General features: G+C 33.7%; 20 protein-coding genes. 2 read left to right on the forward strand and 18 right to left on the reverse strand.

From position 1 onward, the window contains the following. Positions 1 to 74 precede the first annotated feature (74 nt). Complete coding sequence (locus J7E66_RS18480) at positions 75 to 779, forward strand: DUF421 domain-containing protein (protein WP_215002515.1); 705 nt, start codon at positions 75 to 77, stop codon at positions 777 to 779. Positions 780 to 920: 141 nt separating this feature from the next. Here J7E66_RS18480 and J7E66_RS18485 read toward each other — a convergent pair whose 3' ends face one another. From J7E66_RS18485 to J7E66_RS18550, 14 genes are all read right to left on the reverse strand, one after another. Further along, positions 921 to 2,003 carry a nucleotidyltransferase family protein gene (locus J7E66_RS18485; RefSeq protein ID WP_215002517.1) on the reverse strand — a complete coding sequence of 361 codons (1,083 nt, stop codon included), beginning with the start codon at positions 2,001 to 2,003 and terminating at the stop codon, positions 921 to 923. A 20-nt stretch (positions 2,004 to 2,023) separates the two neighbouring features. Next, on the reverse strand, positions 2,024 to 3,832 hold the full coding sequence (locus J7E66_RS18490) for an ABC transporter ATP-binding protein (protein WP_251032993.1): 1,809 nt from the start codon (positions 3,830 to 3,832) through the stop codon (positions 2,024 to 2,026). Positions 3,833 to 3,851: 19 nt separating this feature from the next. Beyond that, positions 3,852 to 4,307 (reverse strand): signal peptidase I, encoded by a 456-nt coding sequence (locus J7E66_RS18495; protein WP_215002519.1) that lies wholly within the window; start codon positions 4,305 to 4,307, stop codon positions 3,852 to 3,854. After that, positions 4,297 to 4,572, reverse strand: coding sequence for a PqqD family protein (locus J7E66_RS18500; RefSeq protein WP_251032994.1), 276 nt, complete (start codon positions 4,570 to 4,572; stop codon positions 4,297 to 4,299). Before J7E66_RS18500 ends, J7E66_RS18495 begins: the two co-directional genes overlap by 11 nt. Continuing rightward, entirely contained in the window at positions 4,569 to 5,354 is a 786-nt protein-coding gene (locus tag J7E66_RS18505; protein ID WP_215002521.1) for a hypothetical protein, read from the reverse strand. The genes J7E66_RS18500 and J7E66_RS18505 overlap by 4 nt, the downstream gene beginning before the upstream one ends. A gap of 84 nt (positions 5,355 to 5,438) precedes the next feature. After that, positions 5,439 to 5,705 carry a hypothetical protein gene (locus J7E66_RS18510; protein ID WP_215002523.1) on the reverse strand — a complete coding sequence of 89 codons (267 nt, stop codon included), beginning with the start codon at positions 5,703 to 5,705 and terminating at the stop codon, positions 5,439 to 5,441. A 254-nt stretch (positions 5,706 to 5,959) separates the two neighbouring features. Next, positions 5,960 to 6,844 carry a glycosyltransferase family 2 protein gene (locus J7E66_RS18515; RefSeq protein WP_215002524.1) on the reverse strand — a complete coding sequence of 295 codons (885 nt, stop codon included), beginning with the start codon at positions 6,842 to 6,844 and terminating at the stop codon, positions 5,960 to 5,962. A 6-nt stretch (positions 6,845 to 6,850) separates the two neighbouring features. Further along, a complete protein-coding gene (locus tag J7E66_RS18520; RefSeq protein WP_215002526.1) occupies positions 6,851 to 7,960 on the reverse strand; it encodes a glycosyltransferase family 1 protein in 1,110 nt (369 codons plus the stop codon). A gap of 11 nt (positions 7,961 to 7,971) precedes the next feature. After that, positions 7,972 to 8,973 (reverse strand): SDR family oxidoreductase, encoded by a 1,002-nt coding sequence (locus tag J7E66_RS18525; protein WP_308162544.1) that lies wholly within the window; start codon positions 8,971 to 8,973, stop codon positions 7,972 to 7,974. Position 8,974: 1 nt separating this feature from the next. Further along, positions 8,975 to 10,357, reverse strand: coding sequence for a nucleotide sugar dehydrogenase (locus J7E66_RS18530; protein WP_215002528.1), 1,383 nt, complete (start codon positions 10,355 to 10,357; stop codon positions 8,975 to 8,977). A gap of 11 nt (positions 10,358 to 10,368) precedes the next feature. Beyond that, on the reverse strand, positions 10,369 to 11,454 hold the full coding sequence (locus J7E66_RS18535; protein WP_215002530.1) for a glycosyltransferase family 4 protein: 1,086 nt from the start codon (positions 11,452 to 11,454) through the stop codon (positions 10,369 to 10,371). Between the two features lie 104 nt (positions 11,455 to 11,558). Further along, on the reverse strand, positions 11,559 to 11,687 hold the full coding sequence (locus tag J7E66_RS32925) for a PLP-dependent transferase (RefSeq protein WP_215002532.1): 129 nt from the start codon (positions 11,685 to 11,687) through the stop codon (positions 11,559 to 11,561). Positions 11,688 to 12,259: 572 nt separating this feature from the next. Continuing rightward, a complete protein-coding gene (locus J7E66_RS18545; RefSeq protein WP_215002534.1) occupies positions 12,260 to 14,395 on the reverse strand; it encodes a hyaluronate lyase N-terminal domain-containing protein in 2,136 nt (711 codons plus the stop codon). Between the two features lie 20 nt (positions 14,396 to 14,415). Then, entirely contained in the window at positions 14,416 to 16,236 is a 1,821-nt protein-coding gene (locus J7E66_RS18550; RefSeq protein WP_215002536.1) for a hypothetical protein, read from the reverse strand. A gap of 673 nt (positions 16,237 to 16,909) precedes the next feature. Here J7E66_RS18550 and J7E66_RS18555 point away from each other — a divergent pair. Continuing rightward, positions 16,910 to 17,050: a hypothetical protein gene (locus tag J7E66_RS18555; protein ID WP_215002538.1), complete on the forward strand. Its 141-nt coding sequence runs from the start codon at positions 16,910 to 16,912 to the stop codon at positions 17,048 to 17,050. A 142-nt stretch (positions 17,051 to 17,192) separates the two neighbouring features. On the opposite strand, the gene J7E66_RS18560 is transcribed toward J7E66_RS18555, so the two are convergent. From J7E66_RS18560 to neuC, 4 genes are all read right to left on the reverse strand, one after another. Further along, entirely contained in the window at positions 17,193 to 18,824 is a 1,632-nt protein-coding gene (locus tag J7E66_RS18560; protein ID WP_215002540.1) for a glucosamine inositolphosphorylceramide transferase family protein, read from the reverse strand. Between the two features lie 232 nt (positions 18,825 to 19,056). After that, entirely contained in the window at positions 19,057 to 20,157 is a 1,101-nt protein-coding gene (locus J7E66_RS18565) for an acyltransferase family protein (RefSeq protein ID WP_215002542.1), read from the reverse strand. A gap of 174 nt (positions 20,158 to 20,331) precedes the next feature. Further along, entirely contained in the window at positions 20,332 to 21,039 is a 708-nt protein-coding gene (locus J7E66_RS18570; RefSeq protein ID WP_215002544.1) for an acylneuraminate cytidylyltransferase family protein, read from the reverse strand. Beyond that, complete coding sequence (gene neuC, locus J7E66_RS18575) at positions 21,032 to 22,183, reverse strand: UDP-N-acetylglucosamine 2-epimerase (protein WP_215002546.1); 1,152 nt, start codon at positions 22,181 to 22,183, stop codon at positions 21,032 to 21,034. The genes J7E66_RS18570 and neuC overlap by 8 nt, the downstream gene beginning before the upstream one ends. Positions 22,184 to 22,245: the final 62 nt, after the last annotated feature.

Genomic DNA, 22,245 nt, shown 5'->3' on the forward strand with positions numbered 1-22,245 from the left:
AGTCTGTGCAAACAAAAAGGAATTCAAGACAATACTAAATGAGATGCTTATCAGAGATAAAGGATGTGACTTTCTTGAATTTTTTTCATAGCCAAGAAACACTTAGTATAATTGAGTGGATTCTAAGAGCCATCATTGGATTTTTCTTTTTACTCATTGTTGCAAAAATCATGGGTCAACGCGCTATCTCCCAATTAAGATTACTGGATTTCGTTATCGCCTTGGTCATAGGAAATATTATTGCTCATCCATTATCAGATGAACATCTTGGGATGAAAGGATCGATGATTACTACCGTTGTATTGGTTGCTTTGTATACAGGGGGTATATTGGTCAGCTTAAAATCGGCACTCATCGATAAGTTCCTAGACCCCGCGCCATTTCCCCTTATTAAAGAAGGAGAAATCATTTATAAGGCCTTAAAGAAAGCTAGAATATCCGTTAATCATTTATTAGCTGAATTAAGGAAAGAAAAGGTAGAAGATATTAAAAAGGTTGCGTTAGCATTATGGGAATCTGATGGGAAACTTTCAATCTTCTTAGATCCGCAATATGCGGCGATTACGCCATCAACCTATCAGATGAAAACTGAGCCTTTTGATCTCCCACAGACCGTAATAAAAGAAGGAAAGATTGTTCATCATACACTAAAGGAAAAAAACAAGGATGAAGGGTGGCTTGTTCACACTCTTAATCAAACGCATCAAACAGAGATACAGAACGTCTTACTAGCCACAATTGACGGAAAAAACAATTTGAAGGTATTCTATTATAAATAACAGGAGTTTATCTTCAATATTCAGAGGGTTATTGGGGATTAATCCAAAGTCCTAATCTTCTTTAAAGGAATGTTGAATTTTTAAGGTAATACCCGAAACATTAAAAGGAACATAAGCCATCTGGTTGCTCCGGATGGCCTATTAATGTGGCAATACCGCTTTTAATATACTGGTAAGTCTCTTCTTATACAACAATAAGTACATCTTCTTTCCTTGTGACTGCTCACCTATTTGTGAAGATACTTCATATTTTGAAGGCCATATCCAGTTTCCGATTTCAATCAACGTATGTTTGACTGTATCATAGCTTAAAAACTGATAATCGAGGAAATCCCAGTACTGCCTAAACCCCTTTACAGATTGGTACTCCCAAAGAGTATTATTCGCTTTAAATGGATACATCTTGACATCGTCTAAGTGTGGAAATTGCTGATAAACGATGGATAAGGTCCTGATCATTCGTTTTAATGTTTGGTGAGATTCCGCAAGCTTTATGAATTGGTCAAAATCAATCTCATTACTGTCCTTGTAAATGACTTGAATAATATCCATAAAATATTTCATCGAGTCTAAATTATGCCGCCAGCCATGAAGGCATATCATATAAAAGGTATGAAGTTGGGATAGGTCTTTAATATACCCGGATTTGCTCACGGGTATCGACTGTTTCCAAAGGTCATTAATATTAAACCTCGAGGTACTTCTCTTCACCAAATCCCAATGTAATTCCACCACTAACGGAGTGGGCGAGGTAGGTAATCTCTTGCTAAAACTGCAATGGAAATGACCAGGTATTTGCTCCTCTTCAAAAGTAAAACCTAATGATTTTACGGATTCAATGGCGATATTTAGGTCTTGTATTCTAACTAACAAATCAATATCAGATGTAGCCCTTGCCCCCATATGACCAAAATATTTCTCAGCAAAATAAACCCCTTTTAGAGCAATAACATCTATCTTTTTCTCCTCAAATGCTCGCAATAATTGATCCGTTTGATTTTTAATAAACAGGTTTTGATAAAAACTTTTTTCATACTCTTCCTTGAGACTAAATTGAAAAAATGCAGGCGTTTGCTCTAGCCTCCCCTGCTGCTTTAATAAAAAATAAACCTGTGATGCAATACCGTCATTTTCAATATCGTGAAGAGCTTGATGATAAAACACTTCATCCTGAGGCAGTGATTTCTGATTATCATATAAAAATCTCACGAACTCTAAACTCACTAGCCTCATCTCCCATTATATTAGTTTGAAACTAAAGACAAAGGTGTATCTTTATTTGAACTATAAGATGTTTCGTTGAGTTTTCGATATAAACCTTTTTGTTCGATTAACTCCTCATGTGTTCCCTGTTGAACAATTTTCCCATCATTCATCACCATGATTTCATCAGCATTTTGGATTGTCGACAAGCGGTGGGCAATAACAATCGTCGTTCGACCTTTCATCAATTCATCCAGTGCTTCTTTGACGTAATATTCGGTTTCACCATCCAAAGCGGAAGTAGCTTCGTCTAATAATAAAATGGGCGAATCTTTTAATATCGCACGGGCAATTGCGACTCTTTGCTTTTGGCCGCCAGATAACTTAACCCCATTTTCGCCAATTTGAGTTCCATATCCGTTAGGAAGTGAGAGAATAAAGTCATGAATCTCAGCATTGATTGCCGCTTCCACCATTTCTTTCTCAGTCACATTTGGACGGGCAATCAAAAGGTTATCTCGAACGGTTCCAGCAAATAAGAAGGTTTCTTGAGGGACATGGGCAATCGAACTCCTTAATGCTGAAGCGGAAATCTCTGTGATAGGCTTACCAGCAATCTTTATTTCGCCTGATTGCGGCCTATAAAATCCTTGTAAAAGATTAAAAAGTGTACTCTTACCAGCTCCACTAGGGCCAACTAACGCCACCACTTTTCCAGCAGGAATCTCTAAATGAAAATGTTCCAACACATTTTTATTTTCCATATAACTAAAGGTAACGTTTTGAAACTGAATGGAGTCAACCCGTTTCATGGGTGGTTCAAAAGAAGGTAATTCTTTTAAATCAGCTGGTGTTTCGAGAACCGCTAGCACTCTCTCAAGTGCAGCTACAGATCTTTGAAAGCCAGCCCACAGACTGGCCATTCCCGTGATTGGATAAAATAAGTGACCAACCAAGTTAAGAAACGTTAGCAAAGCTCCCACAGTTAGTACCCCTTTAGATACGAAAAGGGCTCCAACAGACAGGTTAATCATAAATGTGATAGAACCTAATATTTGACCACCCGTATTATACCAACTTTGAAGCTTTGCATTTTCTAGCTCCAATTGGAATAATTCCTTATTTTGTTTGGCGTACTTATTATATTGAAGTTTCTCAAGTGTAAACGATCGAATAACCGTGAAGCCGTGAAACGTCTCATTTAGGAGGCTATTAATATTTCCTACTAATCGGTGTATTAATCTACCATTTTTCCGAAGTAACAAGCCAAATGCGACACCAGATAATGCCGCGATTGGCGCTATGATAAGGCTTACCAAGCATAGTGTCAGATTAATATTTACCAAATAAAAAAATACGACAACATAGATAATGGGCAGTCTGACTAGACTGATAAGATTACTGCCAATCACCCCATCAACACCATGAATATCATTAGAAAAATGGGACATTAATTCACCGGAGCGAATATTTGATGTATTTGCTGCTGGCAGTCTTAATACATGGTGAAAAAAATGGTTTTTAATATCCATTTTCACCCCATTCGTCGCAATCATATTAAAATATGTATACGAAACACTTGAGACGATACTCAATAAAATAAGCAATGCACCATATGGAATGAATGTTAAAATCTGTTGATAGCCACCATGAATAGCTGCATCAGTAATCTGACCATAGTACTTTGCGAAAGCGATCGTTAAGTAAATGTCCAAACCTAATAATAGAAGAATGACAATATAGGCCTTCCAGCGTCTCATGATAAAAGGTAAAACAAAGGAAAAGGTCCTGCGAATATCTTTCATGGTAAAATATTGTTTAATTAAAGAATCAATCCGTTCCTTCATCATATGGACACTCCAAAATTTATTAGAATTGTAATTTGAACTTCCTATTTAAATGTTTTCTAAGCATGCCTGATAGTAAAGGAAAGGTAAGAATCATTTTTCCCCAACAGCGAGCAAGTAAATGTTGCGGGTTTATAGTCAGTTGTTTTTTTTGCACACTTGCTAGTTTACCAAGGATATACTCTTCTCTTATAAGTTGATCGTACCCAAGGTTTGTATCACCTTTAAATAAGAAAAACAGTTGGTTATCTATTTTTTTTACGCTCACAAATCGATGGGCAATTAATTGACCAGTTTGCGAATAGAAAAGAATCACATCGCCCTTCTTTATTTGTGAAGATTGACATGGGATAAACCTACAAAGATTACCTTGTTGAATAAAAGGAAACATACTATTTCCATGTGCAGGCAGCTCCAACCAGCCGTCCTTTTGGATCGTACGTTTAAGAAGTGCAAAGGTATGATTGTCAATCAACATGTTCAATCAGCCCGCACTGAACAAGATTGGCTAGAAATTCTTCCATGTCCTTTTTTACTTGCTGTTCATTTTCAGTTATTGAAAATTTCTCTAATAAGGAATGTGTTAGAGAATCCGTTGTTTGAACCTCGTTTAGCATTGACCAGCAATGTCCACCCTCATCATTTAATTTCGTGATGGTAAATTGATCTGTATTCAAAATAATCCATTCACCATCAAGCTCGGTAGCTTCATAATTTCCTTTTTGAATATATTGAGTCATCATGATATTAACTCCCAAAATGTATTATTTTTTTGAAAATGAAGTTCATAAACAGGCACGTTCTTCACCAGTTTTGTCATTAGCCTCATTATGGTTTTCGTCTCTTCACCACTATGGGGCCAAAAGAAGACTTTATCCATTAAATGAAGGAAAGCATCCGACTTAGTAGACCTGTTTCTTTTATTTTGAAGGGCTTGGTAGAGTATTTGAACACTAGCTAATTCTACATTTCCCTCAAAAGAGTCTGCTTGGAGTTCACTACGAAATGGTGAATTATACACAGTAACTTTATTTGAGGTAATTTTGACAAGGGTAGCCTCATCCGAAAGAAGAGGTCTTGGATACGACAGTTTGGCTGCTGTTGATTTACCTGCCCCCGATTGACCTGCAAAAATATGGGCTTTACCATTTTCTATTGCGCAGGAAGAGTGAATTAACAGACCCCAATTATGATAAACGATGAAGGAACTGTATAAATTCGTTAAGGCGTGTTTTAAGGCGAAATCATTATAAACTGATATAGTCGCAGTCCTAAAGTCAGTATCTACCTTTATTAAGTAATCAGCTCGGCGGTAAAGGATTTGGTTGTGTTTTTTTGTGATTTCTACGTCATAATCTTGAAATGAGACACCGTACCCCTCTTCAATTTTGATGACTAGATCTTGCTTCTGATTATCAGCACATATATGGGATTGATAATTTTTTTCAAACATTTTCTTTAGATTTACAGATTCACAGATTATATGTATGAAATGGTCGCCAATTTTTGTTTTTATTTCGTTCATATTGGCCTCCTATAGGATAAGTCGATATTGATTAGGAAGGGAAGCCAATGGAGATATTCCCTTTGGTCTTCCGCCTCTGTGAAATTAAGGGTTAACATTTGGATTACACTGACCTACTCCGATATTACCATTTCCGTTTCCATTTCCATTTCCATTACCGTTTCCATTTCCAGGGGTTCCTGCTCCACAAGGTTGTGGATTTGGATTTGTTTCAACCGGGAAATTTATTCCTCCATTCCCATTTGATTCAGGTGAATTACCTTTCCCTGGATTCCAACTATGCCTAGTTTCAAACTGGATTGGTTGATGGCTTAAGACGATTGGTCTAGAATAAACCTTTTCTATAATCATTATTTCACCTCCTTACTTGATATAAACGTTCAATATAAAGAACACAAAAATTAAAAAAAGAGCTATTAAATCATATACACAAATAATAAATTCTAATGTTAACACTATCTTAAATTATAGCTCAAAGGGTATTCTCTTTAAAGAACAACCATTCGACAAATACCTGCAATTTTCTATTATGAAATAGCTAAAAAGTTACTATAGCCATACAACATTAAAAAGGACAAAATCCCTTTAAATCAAAACTTTTAAATCTACTTTTCTGCCACCTTAGCAATAATATATTTATTTAGTACGAAACCAAATGGTAGTGCAATAAGTGTCAGTAGCTTTTGAGGTGAATGTCTTAAAACGACTTTACTTTCGGCAAAAATGCTACAGGATACATAATGGATTGCCTGCTTAAATTTAAATAGAATCGGAGTGTTTGGTAATTTCATCATTTCCATTCGATAAAATCGAAAACCCTTTGGACTAACTTTATATTGTTTTAGTATATTCATTGATGATCCATCTGGCAGATACTCCACACAACAAAGCGCTTCATTCATTATCATCATTTCATATTCCTGGTCTAACATGAAATATTTATACGATAGAGGTACTAATTTTTCATTTTGATAAACTGGGTAAGGATATTTCTTTGTTAGTTTCGTCCGATAGACTAGCTTTTTATCTCCTTTTACTCCGTATCTATTATATAGGTTAAATAGTGTCGATGTTTTAATATCCTTTGGCAGCTCTGTCCCTATTATTTCTCCTCTATTATTGCAATCAAGACCAACTATACCACCAATATCTTCACTACCATTTTCTTTCCAAAAAGCAACTATTTTTTCAACAGCATCGTACGGCATATAATCATCACTGTCTATACAAACATTTAATTCTGTATCGATCAGGTTATACGCAGTATTATGAGCCCCATGCATCCCTTGGTTATCCTGTCGATAATATCGAATCGTAATAACATTTTCACCTATCCAACTTCTAATTAATTCTTCCGTATTATCAGAAGAACCGTCGTCAATAATTAACCAAATAAAATCCTTATTTGATTGTCTTTTAAGGCTTTCATAACATTTGTGAAGTGTATAGGCCCTATTATATGTCGGGGTAAATATCGTTAATATCGGCAAGAACTTTCACCTCGAATTCAATATATAAAAATCTTGAAGCCATTCAGCTGTATTTTTTATATCATATCCTCTATCTCTTAGCATCTTGAGTTTTGAGGTATGACGGTCTATTTTATCCATCTTAAATTTTTCTAGTTCAGCAACCCATAAATCTTTACTTGTTAGTTTCAAAAATTCCATTAAATCTAAACCCAAGTCAACCTCATTAGTGATCTCATCCGATATTAAGCACGGTAATCCTGCTGCTTGTGCCTCTATTAGAGTTACTGGTAAACCTTCATGTAGCGAAGGAAATAAAAATAGGTCAAAAGCTTGAAGTAATTGATTAATATCACTTCTAACACCTAGGAACTTTACTTTTTCTTGTAAATTTAATTCATTTACCCTTTTTTCAATATCTTTCCGTAATACGCCGTCACCACATAGCAATAAAATAGAATCAGGTCTTCTTTTAACAAATTCAGCAAATACTTCAATTAAGAATTTGTGATTTTTTTGTTTTGTAAATCTACCGACATGTCCAAAAACTAATTGGTCACTAATCCCTAATTCCTTCCTTTTCAACGTTCTAACTTCAGGAGAGAAAGAAAAAATTTCTGGTTCTATTCCATTATTAAGTAATTTTGATTGATTTGATTTACTGCCAAATAACCACTTGGCAGCCGCTTCGGAACAGGCAAAGGTATAATCAGAATTGGAGGGAATATATAATCCTGAATACCATTTATATCCTTTAGCCAAAATCCCACCTTCTCCACCAGTATTATGACTGTGAGAAATACAATACTGAATTCCAACTTTCTTTGCTGCTCTAACTACAAATCCACTCATCCTATTTAAATGAGAATGTACGATTGTATAGTCATGATGCTTAGTGAAAAAATTATTAAGGGATTTTATATAACTAAAGTGACCCACTTCATTAATATATGGAATCCGATGTATGGTCCCACCAAGTTCTTTGATTTCAGTATCAAAAACCCCTTCTTTACACGTTAGAAAATCGAATTGAACTTTGGATCGGTCGATATTCCGATATAAATTCATAATCAGCGTTTCTGCACCGCCTCTGTTCATGTTCACTACGACGTGTAAAACTCTAATAGGCTTACCCATTCACTCCACTCCTACTTAACACTAATTCCAACTTTAACACCCAAGTTTTCCTTATACCATTCTATCGCTGCTTCAATCCCTTGCTCAAAACTCCATTCCGGATCATACCCCAGCATCTCTTTTGCTTTAGATATATCTGCATTACTATGCTTAATATCTCCTTTTCGTTCAGGTCCAAATACTGGTTGAAGATCTTTTCCTAAAGCATTCAACAAGTGAGTATAGATATCAATCAAAAACTCTCTACCACCGTAGGCTATATTATAGGCCTCTCCTGCAGCTTCACTATCTGCATTACAAGCCTTCAAATTCGCTTCAATTACATTTTCTATATAAGTAAAGTCTCTACTCTGCTTCCCATCACCATTAATAGTTGGACTTTCATCATCTAGTAATTGTTTAATAAATTTTGGAATGACTGCAGCATAGGCTCCATTTGGGTCTTGTCTTCGACCAAATACATTGAAATATCGTAAACCATAGGTATCAAGTCCATATAACTTTGTATAGAGTTTCCCATATTCCTCATCTACTTTTTTTGTAAGAGCGTATGGTGATAACAAATTACCCTCCTTTCCCTCTTTCTTCGGAAGATTTGGCTCATCTCCGTAAACTGATGAACTTGAGGCATAAACAAACTTTTTCACTCCATTTTTCCGAGCTGCTTCCATCATATTCAAAGTACCTTTAATATTAATCTCTTCATAAAGTAAAGGCATCTCTATACTTCTGGGGACGCTCCCCCATGCTGCTTGATGAAGAACATAATCCACCCCTTCACAAGCTTTCATGCATGTTTCATGTTCACGAATATCTCCTTCAATGAATTCATAGTTAGGATTATTAATAAACTCTTCTACATTTTCTTTTTTTCCAGTAGAAAAGTTATCAAGTCCTCTAACTTGATAACCTAAATTCAATATTACTTCCACTAAATTGGATCCAATAAATCCCGCTGATCCAGTTACTAAGAACTTAGACCCCTCTGGAAAACTCATATTTTTATATCCCACTTTATAACCTCCAATATAAAAAGCCTGCATTCTCTGCTTCTGTTCGATTAAATACTCCCTTGATGTCCATTATTACGTTACTGTCAACTACTGTATTAAACTCAGAAGTTACAGCCACTTCATTCATAGCTTCAGAGTGGATATACATATGCCCTGATGATCGAAACATTTTCTTTACATCTTCTAATCGAATAGATTTAAACTCATCATGTGGAACGGCAAAGATAACTGCGTCCATCTCTTTTATTTCATGAATTTCACATGGATTAATTCTATATTCATGCCATAGGTCGTCTCTATCGGCTAGAGGGTCAACAACTTTTACTTCTACTCCAAACTCTTCTAATTCCTTAATTACATCTACTACCTTTGTATTACGAACATCAGGACAGTTCTCCTTGAAGGTAACACCAAAGATAGCTACTTTTGAGCCATTTATTTGTTTATTGGCTTTTATCATGCTTTTTACAGTGCTTTCCGCTACATACTTACCCATATCATCATTTATTTTTCTACCCGAGAGGATAATCTGAGAATAGTAGCCCATTTGTTCCGCTTTGTATGTAAGATAGTATGGATCAACACCGATACAGTGGCCACCTACGAGTCCAGGAGAGAAGTTAAGAAAGTTCCATTTCGTTCCTGCCGTCTCCAATACAGCTTTTGTATCAATGCCCATCTTATTAAAGATAATAGAAAGTTCATTCATAAAAGCGATATTAATATCTCGTTGAGAATTTTCAATAACCTTTGCAGCCTCAGCCACTTTAATGCTTTCTGCTTTATAAACCCCAACATCTACAACTAATTCGTACACTTTTGCCACGATATCCAGTGTCTCTTTATCCATACCAGAAACTACCTTAATGATCGTTTCTAATCTATGCTCTTGATCCCCAGGATTAATTCTTTCAGGAGAATATCCAACTTTAAAATCTAACCCACACTTTAAACCAGACTCTTTTTCCAAAATGGGAACACAGATATCCTCTGTTACACCTGGATAAACAGTAGATTCAAAGACAACAATTGAACCTTTGGTTAAGTTTCTACCAAGCGTTCTGCTTGCAGATTCTATCGGTGTTAAATCTGGAGTCCGGTCTTCTTTGACAGGTGTAGGTACTGCGACAATATGAAATTTAGCATCTCTCAGTCTTTTTTCATCTGAAGTGAAGTCGACAGTTGTATTCTTAATCACTTCATTACCCACTTCTTTTGTAGGGTCTATACCATTTTTATAAAGTTCAATTTTTTCTTTATTAACATCAAATCCAATGACATTAGCTTTCTTAGCAAAGGAAACAGCAATTGGCATACCAACATATCCAAGTCCGATTAAAGATACTATTTCTTCTCTGTTAAGAATCTTTTCATATAAGTTCATTTCATTTCTCCTTATAAATTGTTAATTTCATCGATATATGCCTTAATCACAATTTTACGATCATATTCGTTTTCCATCTTTTTGCGTCCAGCCATCCCCATTGCTTTTTTTTGCTCATAGGGGAGGTTAATAAATTTAATAATTGCTTCAACTAAACTCTCCACACTCCTAACCTCATATCCAAAACCACTTACATCTTCTTCAAAAGTTTCTTTACAACCAGGTACTCTTGACGCTAGAACAGCACGCCCAGAAGAAGCAGATTCAAGCAGTACATTAGCTGTTCCTTCATGATAAGAAGGAAGAATTGTAGCGTGAGATTTCTTAATAAACGAATGTACATCATCCTGTTGGCTATGATAATTAATAATTCCTAATTTATTTAATTCAACTAATTTTTGATTGTAATCTTCTTCACAATTACCAATTAAATCAAATTGTGTATTTGGATATTTTTCTTTGACAATTTTAACCGCTTGCAGCAGTTCTTCTATCCCCTTTGATTTCATGATTCGTCCAATAAAGAGGAATCTGTTCTTTTCCTGATCTTCGGGATATTCTTCAAAACTATGTTGTTCTAAATTTACGCCGGAACCGGGAACTAGTTTGGTCTTGCCCGTTACAATTTTCTGATCAAAAAAGAACTTTAGATTTGTTTCATTTTGAAAAAATAAGCATGATGCCTTTTTTAATCCTACTTTGTAAAGCATCAACGTGATTTTCTGAATGACACCCTCATTTTCAACTGAGGTACCCAGTCCGGTTATGTTTGTAATATAAGGTGTTTTTGTAAATTGACATGCCAGGCCGCCATAGACATTCGGTTTAATCGTGTAAGTCAACACAACATCTGGTTTAATTTGTTTAATTATTTCTATGTATTTAAGCAAAAGCTTAAAATCTTTAACTGGATTGGTACCACGTCTTTCCAGAAGTGTCTCTACGAATTTACACCCTAAACTTTTTAGCTTTGGTACATATTCATCATTTGGCAAGGAAATATAGACTTCGTTATTTTGATTGATCAGTTCTTCTAATAATTCTTTTCTAAAGTTATACAACCCCATACCGAAATTAGCTAACACAAGAATTTTCATCTTCTAAACTCTCCCTAACCGGAACCAACATAAGCTCCAGTTTCAGTTATATCCCTATCCACGTCTGCATATAAAAACGCTAAAGTATTACACAATTCTTTCCCTTAGCAAAAATTTAAAACGACAAAAACATCAGTGTGACATCCCAAGTACTTCGTTGAACTATGAATGACAATATCCGCGCCAAGATAAACCGGCGCTGCAAGAGCGGAGTGTGTGAATGTTTTCAACAATTAGCATAATCCCAGCATTTATCGTTCATTAAATAGAACGATAAATACAAAAAAATCGAGAGTTTTTATATTTAGATGCATATTCCTCTCCATATTTTATTAATCAAATGAATTTTTATTTTTATAAATAATTTTTAGGTTCTCTATTACGAACATTTTGATATGAATATCATATTATCTTAAGGAAATGAAGTCAATATTATTTTTTTAAAAAGATTTGATAAAATTTTCAAAAAGTTATATATATTCATCCACTAAACAATTTTGTTACTCCATATCCATGCAGATTCTTTTCCTGTCACCTCCAAGAGTCCCGGTAGATTTCTTCTAATCCTATTTTAGTAGGCTAACCTAACTCATTTCTTGCTACAAACAGACCAGCATAGAGACCGTTACATCCACATGCTTCATTCATAAAGGGAATTTAATCTTTCTTCTCTTGGCATGTTGAAGTTCCTTAACGTAGATTGATTTAGCAGACCACGAATAAAGTGTATTATCCCGATTCCTCCTAAAATAAAAAGAGGCCTGAATTCAGCCTCTATGAATGTCGCTATTTTGTTCAATATTCTTTAGCTATTCCACTCACCGAACTTTACTTCGTAGATATTACCGCCGCTTATACCTCCATGGATGGCATAAATTTTTGTGGTATCCACTGGACCGATAACATTGGTTAGGTATGTGTAGTTAATTACGTTTGTTGAATCAAATGAGAAGGTTTTAACTGCTACTTCGTTATCATTAACAAATGCTTTCATTGTTCCTTCCCAATATTCAAATCTAAAATCATAAAGTGTAGCACGAGATAATCCATATGACGGACCTATTTTGTAAATACCATAACCAACTCCATTGATAACAGCACCAACAACAGGTAACCCAATAGAATTATTACCAACCGTTCCTTTATAAGCAATTGAAAAATTAGGTTTTGCTGTTGTAATAGCCAATCCCCAATCATTACCGTTCCAGTTATAAGTAATTCCATTTGCATCAGTTCTTAATTGGTTATAATCAGGGGTTGAATTACCCCACCTTATTTTACCAATAAAAGCTGGGTCATTAATTAATAGTATTTGTTCATTTTGGGCACTATATTGTTTTGTCCAAATAAGTGTTCCTGTTGGTGGATTAACTACACCACCACCGCCAGACCCACCTGTGCTTATTTGCGACACTGCATATTGGAGGCTAGCTAAATCTGTCCTTAAATTAGAGATTAAATAATCAATATATTTTCCACTATAACTAAAGAAAGGGGATTTTGCACCATCACGGTTATTGTAAGGAACATACCCTAGCCCACCTCTTACAAACCAATAATTAACGTCAGCATTTAGATATTCGGATTCGTCCATATACATCAACAATAATCTCTTTTTATCATCAATCGAAACACATGGGGAATGGAAGTCTACACTATTTGCAGCATTTGCATAAACAGTCGTCTCTTTCAACGTAAAGTTATCATTAAGTGCATTCTCTAATGTTGCAATATAGTGAGTTATACTACCTGTTTCTCCTGTGTTCGAATTAGCAGTCGTTGAGTAAAATCTTGAAGCAACGAATACTTCAACAATGCCAGCATGAACGTATGCAGTTGCTCCTGACGCATTCATATTAAGAATGGAAGTAGAATCTTTATAATTTGTCCATGTTGCCCCGTTATCGGTAGAAAACGAAATTAGAGCAGGTTCAGGCGGACTACCTGCGGGTGCCCCAGCTGTTGTTTTCCTTGCAAGACTAATTAGTTTGTTAGGAGATACTTCAATAATACAAGGCTCAGCGCTAGTCGTACCGCTAGGATAACTTGTACCAACAGATACAACTGTCCAATTTATCCCTTTGTCATCTGAATAGATTACTTTTCCACGAACTTCAGCTTGTGCTCCGAACCCGCATATTAATCTACCATTAGATAATTTCGTAATGCCCCATATATTGCTAGAGGTTGTTAAACTGTTGCTGGGACTTACCACTATTTGCCCCCGGTCTACCCAAGTCACCCCACCATCAATCGAGGTAATTCTGTGATAAATACCATTTTTTCGTAGTAGGTACATATAAGTTCCATCTTCAAATACCATAAAGTTATTTGAGGAAGAAATATCAAACGAAACTCGATTCCCGTTCGTATCCACCACTGAAATAAGCTTTGGCGTTGTTGAAACAAGTGTATCAGGGTTAATTGTACAAAAATATTGGTTTAAGGCAGTAAATACATGATCATTTGCCCCGTTAATTAGAATAGCGTAAACCCCTCTTGTTTTATCAAATTGTAGATTGCTAGGACACCAAGCATTATAGTTTGCTGGTGGGGTAAATATTTCACCTATTGGCTCAGTTTTATAAAGCTCTAATGCAGTTCCGCCTGTACTACCTGAAACGGAAATAGTACCATCATTACCTAGAGTAATACCATTACCGACCTTTACCCCACCCAATGTAATTTTACTAGCTATAGGCAACGTGTAGACGGAAGGAATAAAGGGTTTATTTAATAAATCCGTATAACTTCCAGTTGTTGCTACCGTTGAAAAACTAGGCTTACCTAGAATACTCGACCAGGAAAAGTTGTTTACTAAAACATTACCTCCGCTTGTACCAATATATAGTTCTTTTGTGTCTAAACAAAAACCAAACTCACCCTCACTAAGAACAGGTAAATCTGCTTTCAATCCTCTGCGGATTTGAATTTGAGTCATTTTCTCAACCCTCTTATCATTTATATTAAATTATTTTCTATAAAATGAATATCATAATCTGCGTCTGGATGATTCTTAGCTGTAGTATATCGGATTTCTTTTAATGTATTTTTCGCAAAGTATGAATCTCCTTGAGTTTCGAGGCGTATATTAAATTGTTCCAATGGACCACCCCTGCCATTAAAGTTATTCCTAAATATTCGCCAATTTTGCGTTCTTGCCCATATATAAATATATGAATTATTAAAAGTGTTATCGAATATAGAATGGTTTGCTCCTGCTGCCGTAACAATACCTAGTGTGGAGTTAAATGTATTGTTTTTAACAATATCGCCCACCATTGCATCCCAGCCATCTTCCCAGTCAATATCACACCCCGGTGATCTTCCTCCATTACCTGAAAATGTATTTCCTGATAAAGTCCAATCTTGTCCACCTGTCATTGCTAATCCTGTAGAACAACTATCTGAAAGGATAGAGTTTTTAATAAAACATTTTCGCGGGATTCCTAATGTTCGTATGAAAGCAACTGCACCTTTATAATCTGTATCACCCGTCGTCGGGGGTTCATCTTGATAAACAACAATCTTTGTGTAATATGCATTTTGAGGTTTATCGTAACAGTAATATTGCAAGTTGTAATGTTGAACTTCGATGAAATGATGATTAACATCATAAAAATAAATGCTATATAATCGTGACCGTAAGAAACGATAATCCCAATAGCCTTGATTATAGCCCACCATATAATGATTTCCTAAACGTGATATGTCAATAAAATTAGGTGTGCGGTAATGATAAGTAACGGTATTATCATCATTGACACCTGAATTATCAATATTACCTGGTTCAAAATTGGAATAGGTAAACCAAGCATCACCTGTACCATCTTTCCTAAGTTTAGTTGATGTTTTGACATTAAAACCAGGTGATTTACTAAAGGTACATAATTCAATCCCGGACTTAAAGGCATCACCAATGAGTAAAGAAACACAATCTTCATGCGACTCTGCAATAGTTGTAAAGTCCTTTTCCCCAAAAACATTTGTGTTAACTAGCTTTGTATATTGGACGTTATCCATTTTAAACATGACGTATCCAGTCGATGTTTTAGCACTAATTTCGATATTTATATCGGAATTGTTAAAGTCAATTAACATATTGCTAGGAAAATTAACTGTTCCCGCCATAGGCGTAACAAGATATGTTCCATATGGGAAAACAATCTTTTTATACCCTATTGACTTAGCATAGTTTAAAGCTTTGATAATCCCATATGTGGTTTCAGTAGAATGGGTATTATCTAAATAAATACCATAACTTGAAGCTGTTACGATGTATATATCCGTTGGTGTTAAGGTTTGTATTATTGGCTCTTTTACCTCGATTGTAAAACTCTTAGAATATGTTCTTGTACTATCAAAAGCCGTAATTGTTGAAGCTCCCACGGAGACACCCTCCAGAACCCCATACTTTATCGTGCATATTTCTGGGTTCGATGTTTCCCATTCAACTATATTGCTATCCATCACATCATAAGGATATATTGTTGCCATAGCGGTGAAGTTTTCTCCTACTTCAAGAGTATCAATGCTTTTATTTATAGAAATACCCCTTAATGAAAATAACCCGCCGCTTATTATTTGCCCACTAGGTTGTTTAATAAATGTTCCTCCATCCACCATCGAATCCGGGATTGCTGTAAATAATCCACCATCCACAAAAAAAATATTTCTTAATGAAAATAACCCGCCGTTTATAATTTCCCCGCTAGGTTGTTCAATAAATGTTCCTCCATCCACTATTGAGTCCGGGGTTACTGTAAATAAACCACCATCCAATACTATTCATCTCCATCAATTTTTACTGTACTGATTTATCCTCTATATAATTGGGAAAAGTTTGCTTGTCCCACCAACGCTTGTCCTTGTTACTGTAGCTAGTCTCTGGTTAGAAAACGCAATTTGGTGATAAATGATATATAAAAGCATCGCTGGATATATTACTTTTGTTTTTTTCATTTGAAGAATTAAAACCTTAGTAATAGCCTTTAAGGTAGCTGTTTCCTTAAACCTTTTGTTATTCCATATATATGTAGGCAATTGATATAGTGTGATTGATTAAATGCAACTTCCACACATTGAACACTGCATTTAATGATTTAATATGAAGTTGGTTGTCCTGTGATTCTTGTTCAGAGATAAATTGAATATTCTTTCTTGTGTAAGATTATCAATTATGAAAGTAGTTGCATTATATTTAACCTTCTATAAAGGTCCAGAAGAATTGGGGTGAACTACTGATTGATCAAAAAATAACAACTGCAATTCTGTATTGATTACTTCATCAAGTACAAGTTATTCAGTTAAATGAAGATGAATGCTATAGACTAAAACATCAATCTACTATTTTTTAGTCAAAATCATACGGGGGGTTGAAAGGAAATGACTACTACCACATAAACAATAACAGAGGCTACCTCCTTATGCATTCACATCTGGGGTGAAATGCGATATGGAAACTAATAAGAAATGGATAAGTAAGGGAAAACTCAACGGAATTAAAGTAGGCGGGGATTATGAAGTTTTTAGCTTACAAACGCGAGTAAGCATAAAAGAATTTGTTAGGAATTATGCTGTTTTTATCAATAATTAGAGATTATCCCCACCTTTTTAATAGGAAAGGCGGGGATAATCTCTAATAAAAAGTGTTCTAAAGTACTTGACGTTTACAGCACAGAGGATTCTAAAAAATTTATTAGCTTTTTTACCCAAAGTATATTTAAAGTGCTGATACATTACCCTCTAAACCTTCTCCGCCCAATAATCCTTCCATCAATTATCTCATAATCCTCATTAAAATTATAAGTATGTGTTCCTTTATTTTTTTTTAACCAGTTAGGTTTCAATTCAGATAGAAGGTTTTCACTATAGGCTTCTTCTGTCAATTCCACTATCTCATTAAATTTAACAGAATAACCATAACTGAATGAACAGTCTTGCGAAGGTCTCATTAACTTCCCTTCTTTTAAAAATATATTTCCTGCTGGACGAGCAGAAGATGCGTTAGAAACTACAGGATTCATCTGATGTGGCTTCCATTCACCAAGCAGATTATCAGAATAAAAAATATGCAACTCATCTAATGAAGATGATCCATCAATAAACACATTAGTAAACATCCAAAACTTATTATTATAATGTATAATGGTTGCATCCACAGCATTTATATCATCAATTAAAACTTTAACTAATTCCCACTCATATGGAAATTTCTTCGCCTTATATAATTCAATTGTTCTATTTCCAGAAGTCTCAGGTATCATATAAATATCATCTTCCCACTCATAAAGAAAAGGATATGACAAATGATATGATTTGTCTAATACAGTAATGGGTTCAGAGCATATATTGGTTTCAGAATCTATTTCCAGGACAGAAATATCACCTTTTCCCTTTTTATATATAAATTCCTCAAAGAAGATGAAAGTTCTGTTATCCTTTTTAATAATAAATGGGTCTGCATAAAACCTATCAAGAGGGGGCTTAATTATAGTGTAATTTTCCTTCTTACCATTTAATTTTTTAAATGCTAGAAACCATTGTTCGGAAAATACCCTTGATTTAACTTTTTCAAATGACAAACTTAGCAATTTGTTAAGAATCTCTAAGTTTTTTGGGATGTTGCTGTCTTTTAGCATCATTAATCTTTCCTCTGAATTAATATTAAAGCACTTCATTTTTCCTTCGTTTAAATCACGAAGTTTTTTTAAAATAAATTCCGAGGACTTCCAATATACTGCGTTACTGTTAAAGAATAAGGAATCTCTTATTACTGATGATTGCGACTTATAGATAAAATTACTTTTTTCTGGACTTTCCAAAAAGCAATTTAAAGAAATTTCTAAAGGATCATTTTTGTTAAACATCGATCTAAAAAACTTGGGTTCCGTAATATATCCTTCACCAAAATTATCGTGAGGATAGAACCATATACCATTTTGGGATAAACCAATCAGATGTGGTCTAATTTCACTAAAACCAAATTGTATAATTACATCCAGTTTTTCCTTCCTTAAAGTTTCAATCTCCACTTGAGAGAATCCGATAGTATGTAACATAATTATATCTACTTTGTTATTTGATTGAGTAAAAGTTGATTCTATATTTATTTTTTCAAACGCATTTTCTTTAACTTTTGTACTATAATATTTATAGTCTAATTTACAATATTGCTTATAAAGAAAATGTCTATAATTATTTTTATGTATTTTATTTGGATAATTGTGGTTATTGACTATAACTACTTTTAATTCTAAAAAATCAACTTGTATTATATCAGAAATTATTTTTTCTATCCATTTTGGTACATCGAATGAATTTAAGATAATTCCTACTTTCATTAATTCCTTATTCGGTATTAATTCCATAACTCCTGCCCTTCTTTAATCTAGTTTATTTTTTTAGATTAGCTAATTTCCATCTTCTTTTTTTCTTAAGAAATTTAAATTTTCCCTTTAACTACTTATTATTAATAAGTTCATATTGGAACTCTCGTTTAATTTTGCAATTTATTAGATAATGGTTAGAGAATTAACTATCCTACGCCGCCTATTAATAAATTTTCTAAGGGGTATCCTTCTTTCTTAAAACAATAAGTGCTCAGTTTACTTTTGATATAGGTTGTTCTTTCGTAACTATTTTTTTTCTAGCCATATTAGTAAATGGTTTCTCAATTAAATAGTATGAAATGCTTGATGAGATTAAAGTAAAAAATACCCAAGTCACCAAAATAACTGTAGTATCATTTAGTTGTATTTGATTAAAAACAGCTTTAAGTATGGTATTTACAATTGGGTGTAAAAGATACAATGAATATGAAATATCCCCAAAGTATTTTAAGACCTTATTCACTTTACTTTCTTTTGTATTTCTCCAATAAGCTATAGCTGAACATAATCCCAAAATACATAATGATAAAACAAACTTTTCAAATCCTGTAGCCACGAAGATTTGATCGGAACCGCCAATTGGTAAAAAAATAAAGATAAGGGAAAGAGAAATAATATAAGAGGTTAGATATTTCTTATTAATCCCATTGTGAAACTTTGTATACGCACCAATAACTACTCCACCTACAAAAAAATAAAGTTGATTAAGTGGATTAATGTAAAAATTCCATTGGTTTTCGAGGTTAACACTTCTATCAAGTATAATAAAAGAAAATATTAAAGTTAGAACTATAGTTATACCGAAAAAAGCATTTAAATAATTCTTTCCTTTATGAAAAAGAAAAATCATAATAGGAAACAATGAGTAAAAAACAAGCTCATTTCCAATAGACCATGTGCCTGCAGCGATATAACCACCTGGAGAAAACCACGAAAATAAGAATGTATAATTTAAAAGTATCTCTTTTGCTGTTGGAAATTCTACCCATTGCCCAAAACAATAGATTACTAAAAGTTTTAATGTGATTGTTAATGTAGTTGCCATATAAAACAGTGGAGCAATTCTATAAAACCTTTTTTTAATGAAATCTTGAATAAAACTCATATTCACATCTTTGTTTGAGTATACAAGAGCTAAACTAATTCCACTTAAAACATAAAAGCAGGACACAGCATAAATCCCTAATTTAAAAAATAAATCTCCAATCGGGTAAACCAAATTAATATCTTGCCACACCGTATAATGATAAATCATTACAGATAAAGCCATTAAACCTCTTAAGTAATCTAAAGATACAACTCTGTTATTCAATTATTCCGCTCCTATTATAAATACTACAATCAAATTAATTTTAAAACCTCATTTAAATTATATAATTAGTATCACTATTATAACTTTCTAAACAAAAAAAGTAACAACCCTACATTTGTTATGATCACTACATCTTAAAGGTACATAAAACTCAATATAATAAACAGACATAATTTATCTATTGACTTTTATTTTATCTATCTTTAACTTTAATATTTCTAGATCAAAAGGATCATCTATATCAATATCGTTTTCTTCATTCATAACATAACCTAATTTGTTATCGTTTAAGCTTGTATTTAAATTAAGATTGGTATTAATTTCATTAATATAAATTGAACCGTTTACTTTATAGTATTTTGGAAAATCCTGTCTTCTCACCGTACTTTCCATATTTAATAAATTCTGAAGTTTACCATTTCCATCAAGTTCCCTCATTAAAAATGGATGTTCTGATACTTCTGAAATACTTACTAAACTTTCTTCATTATTATTAACAATCATTTCAATAGCTTCATCTATATTTTGACCTGTTCTTAGGGGTTGCGTTGGTTGTAGGAGTACAAGATAGTTGTATTTATTCCCTTCTTTCTTCAACTCTTCTAATGCATGTATTAAAACATCAATAGTCTTTGAAGTATCTGTAGATAAGAATTTGGGTCTCATAAATGGTATTTCTGCTCCACATTTTAATGAAACTTGAGCAATTGATTTACTATCCGTTGAGACAATGATTCTATCTAAGTATTTCGAATCAAGAGCTGCATCAATTGTATATTGGATTAATGGTTTATTGTATACTTCAATAATGTTTTTACCTGGAATACCTTTACTCCCACCTCTAGCAGGAATAATAGCTAAAAAGGACTTTTTATTATACATAAGCGTTTTCACCTATATGATTAATATCTATGAATTGCTTCTGAATATCTATATCCCAAATAAGAGTATTCTCCATTATTCGAATAAATTTATCTGCACTCTCACCATCACCATATTCATGACTAAATATTCTAATCCCATCTTGTTCATCTATTGCTTTCATAATTAAGATGCTATTCTCTCTAACATGAGTAATATTTTTAGAAAAACTAGGCTCATATCTACCGGTCTGCCTGTTACCAATATCAATTGAAGGAACTCCATATACTCCCGCTTCTCTAATACCAGCGCTTGAATTACCAATCATAAACTCACAATGTTTTAATAAGGTTAAAAAATACTCAAACCTCATAGATGGAAAAATCTTAAAATTAGCATTATCTTTTAATCTTTTATATTCATTTAATATTATATCGCTGCCTTCATCATTATTTGGAAAAATAACTACATAGTTCCTATTACTTTCTATCAATGCATCTACTACATTTTTTATATTATTACTTAATTTATCAACCTGTGTAGTAACAGGGTGATATATCAAAATTGAATAATTCTCAAAATTAATACCATAATGTTTTTTTACTACTGATATTGTTGGTAAATCAATTGACATCATAACATCAATATCTGGTGAACCTATTACAAAAATATTTTCTTCATGCTCCCCTAATTGAATTATTCTTTTTTTAGCTTCATTTTTACTAACAAAGTGAAGATGAGAAAATTTTGTTATAGCATGTCTGATAGATTCATCTATAGTACCAGACACCTCTCCCCCTTCAATATGTGCTACTTTTATATTATTGAAAGCACCTACAATTGCACCAGCCAATGCCTCAAGTCGATCACCGTGGACTACAATTAGGTCTGGTTTTAATTCGTGAACATAATTACTTAATCCCATTATCGTATTACTAAGGGCCATATCCATTTTGTAATTTGTTTGTTGATTTACAAAGTGATATACGTTTTGGAAACCATCTTTATCTATTTCTTTCCATGTTGACCCATATTTAGATAACATGTGCATTCCAGTAATAAATACATATAGTTCAAGATTTGGACTTGAATCTACTTTTTTCATTAAAGTCTTTATTTTTCCATAATCAGCCCTAGTACCAGTTAAAAATAGTATTTTTTTCATTTGATAAACCCCCAATCTACTTTTTTCTTCCCTTTCTGTAATAAGTTTTCGTTTATTATAAT

Source organism: Bacillus sp. ISL-7, from assembly GCF_018613065.1.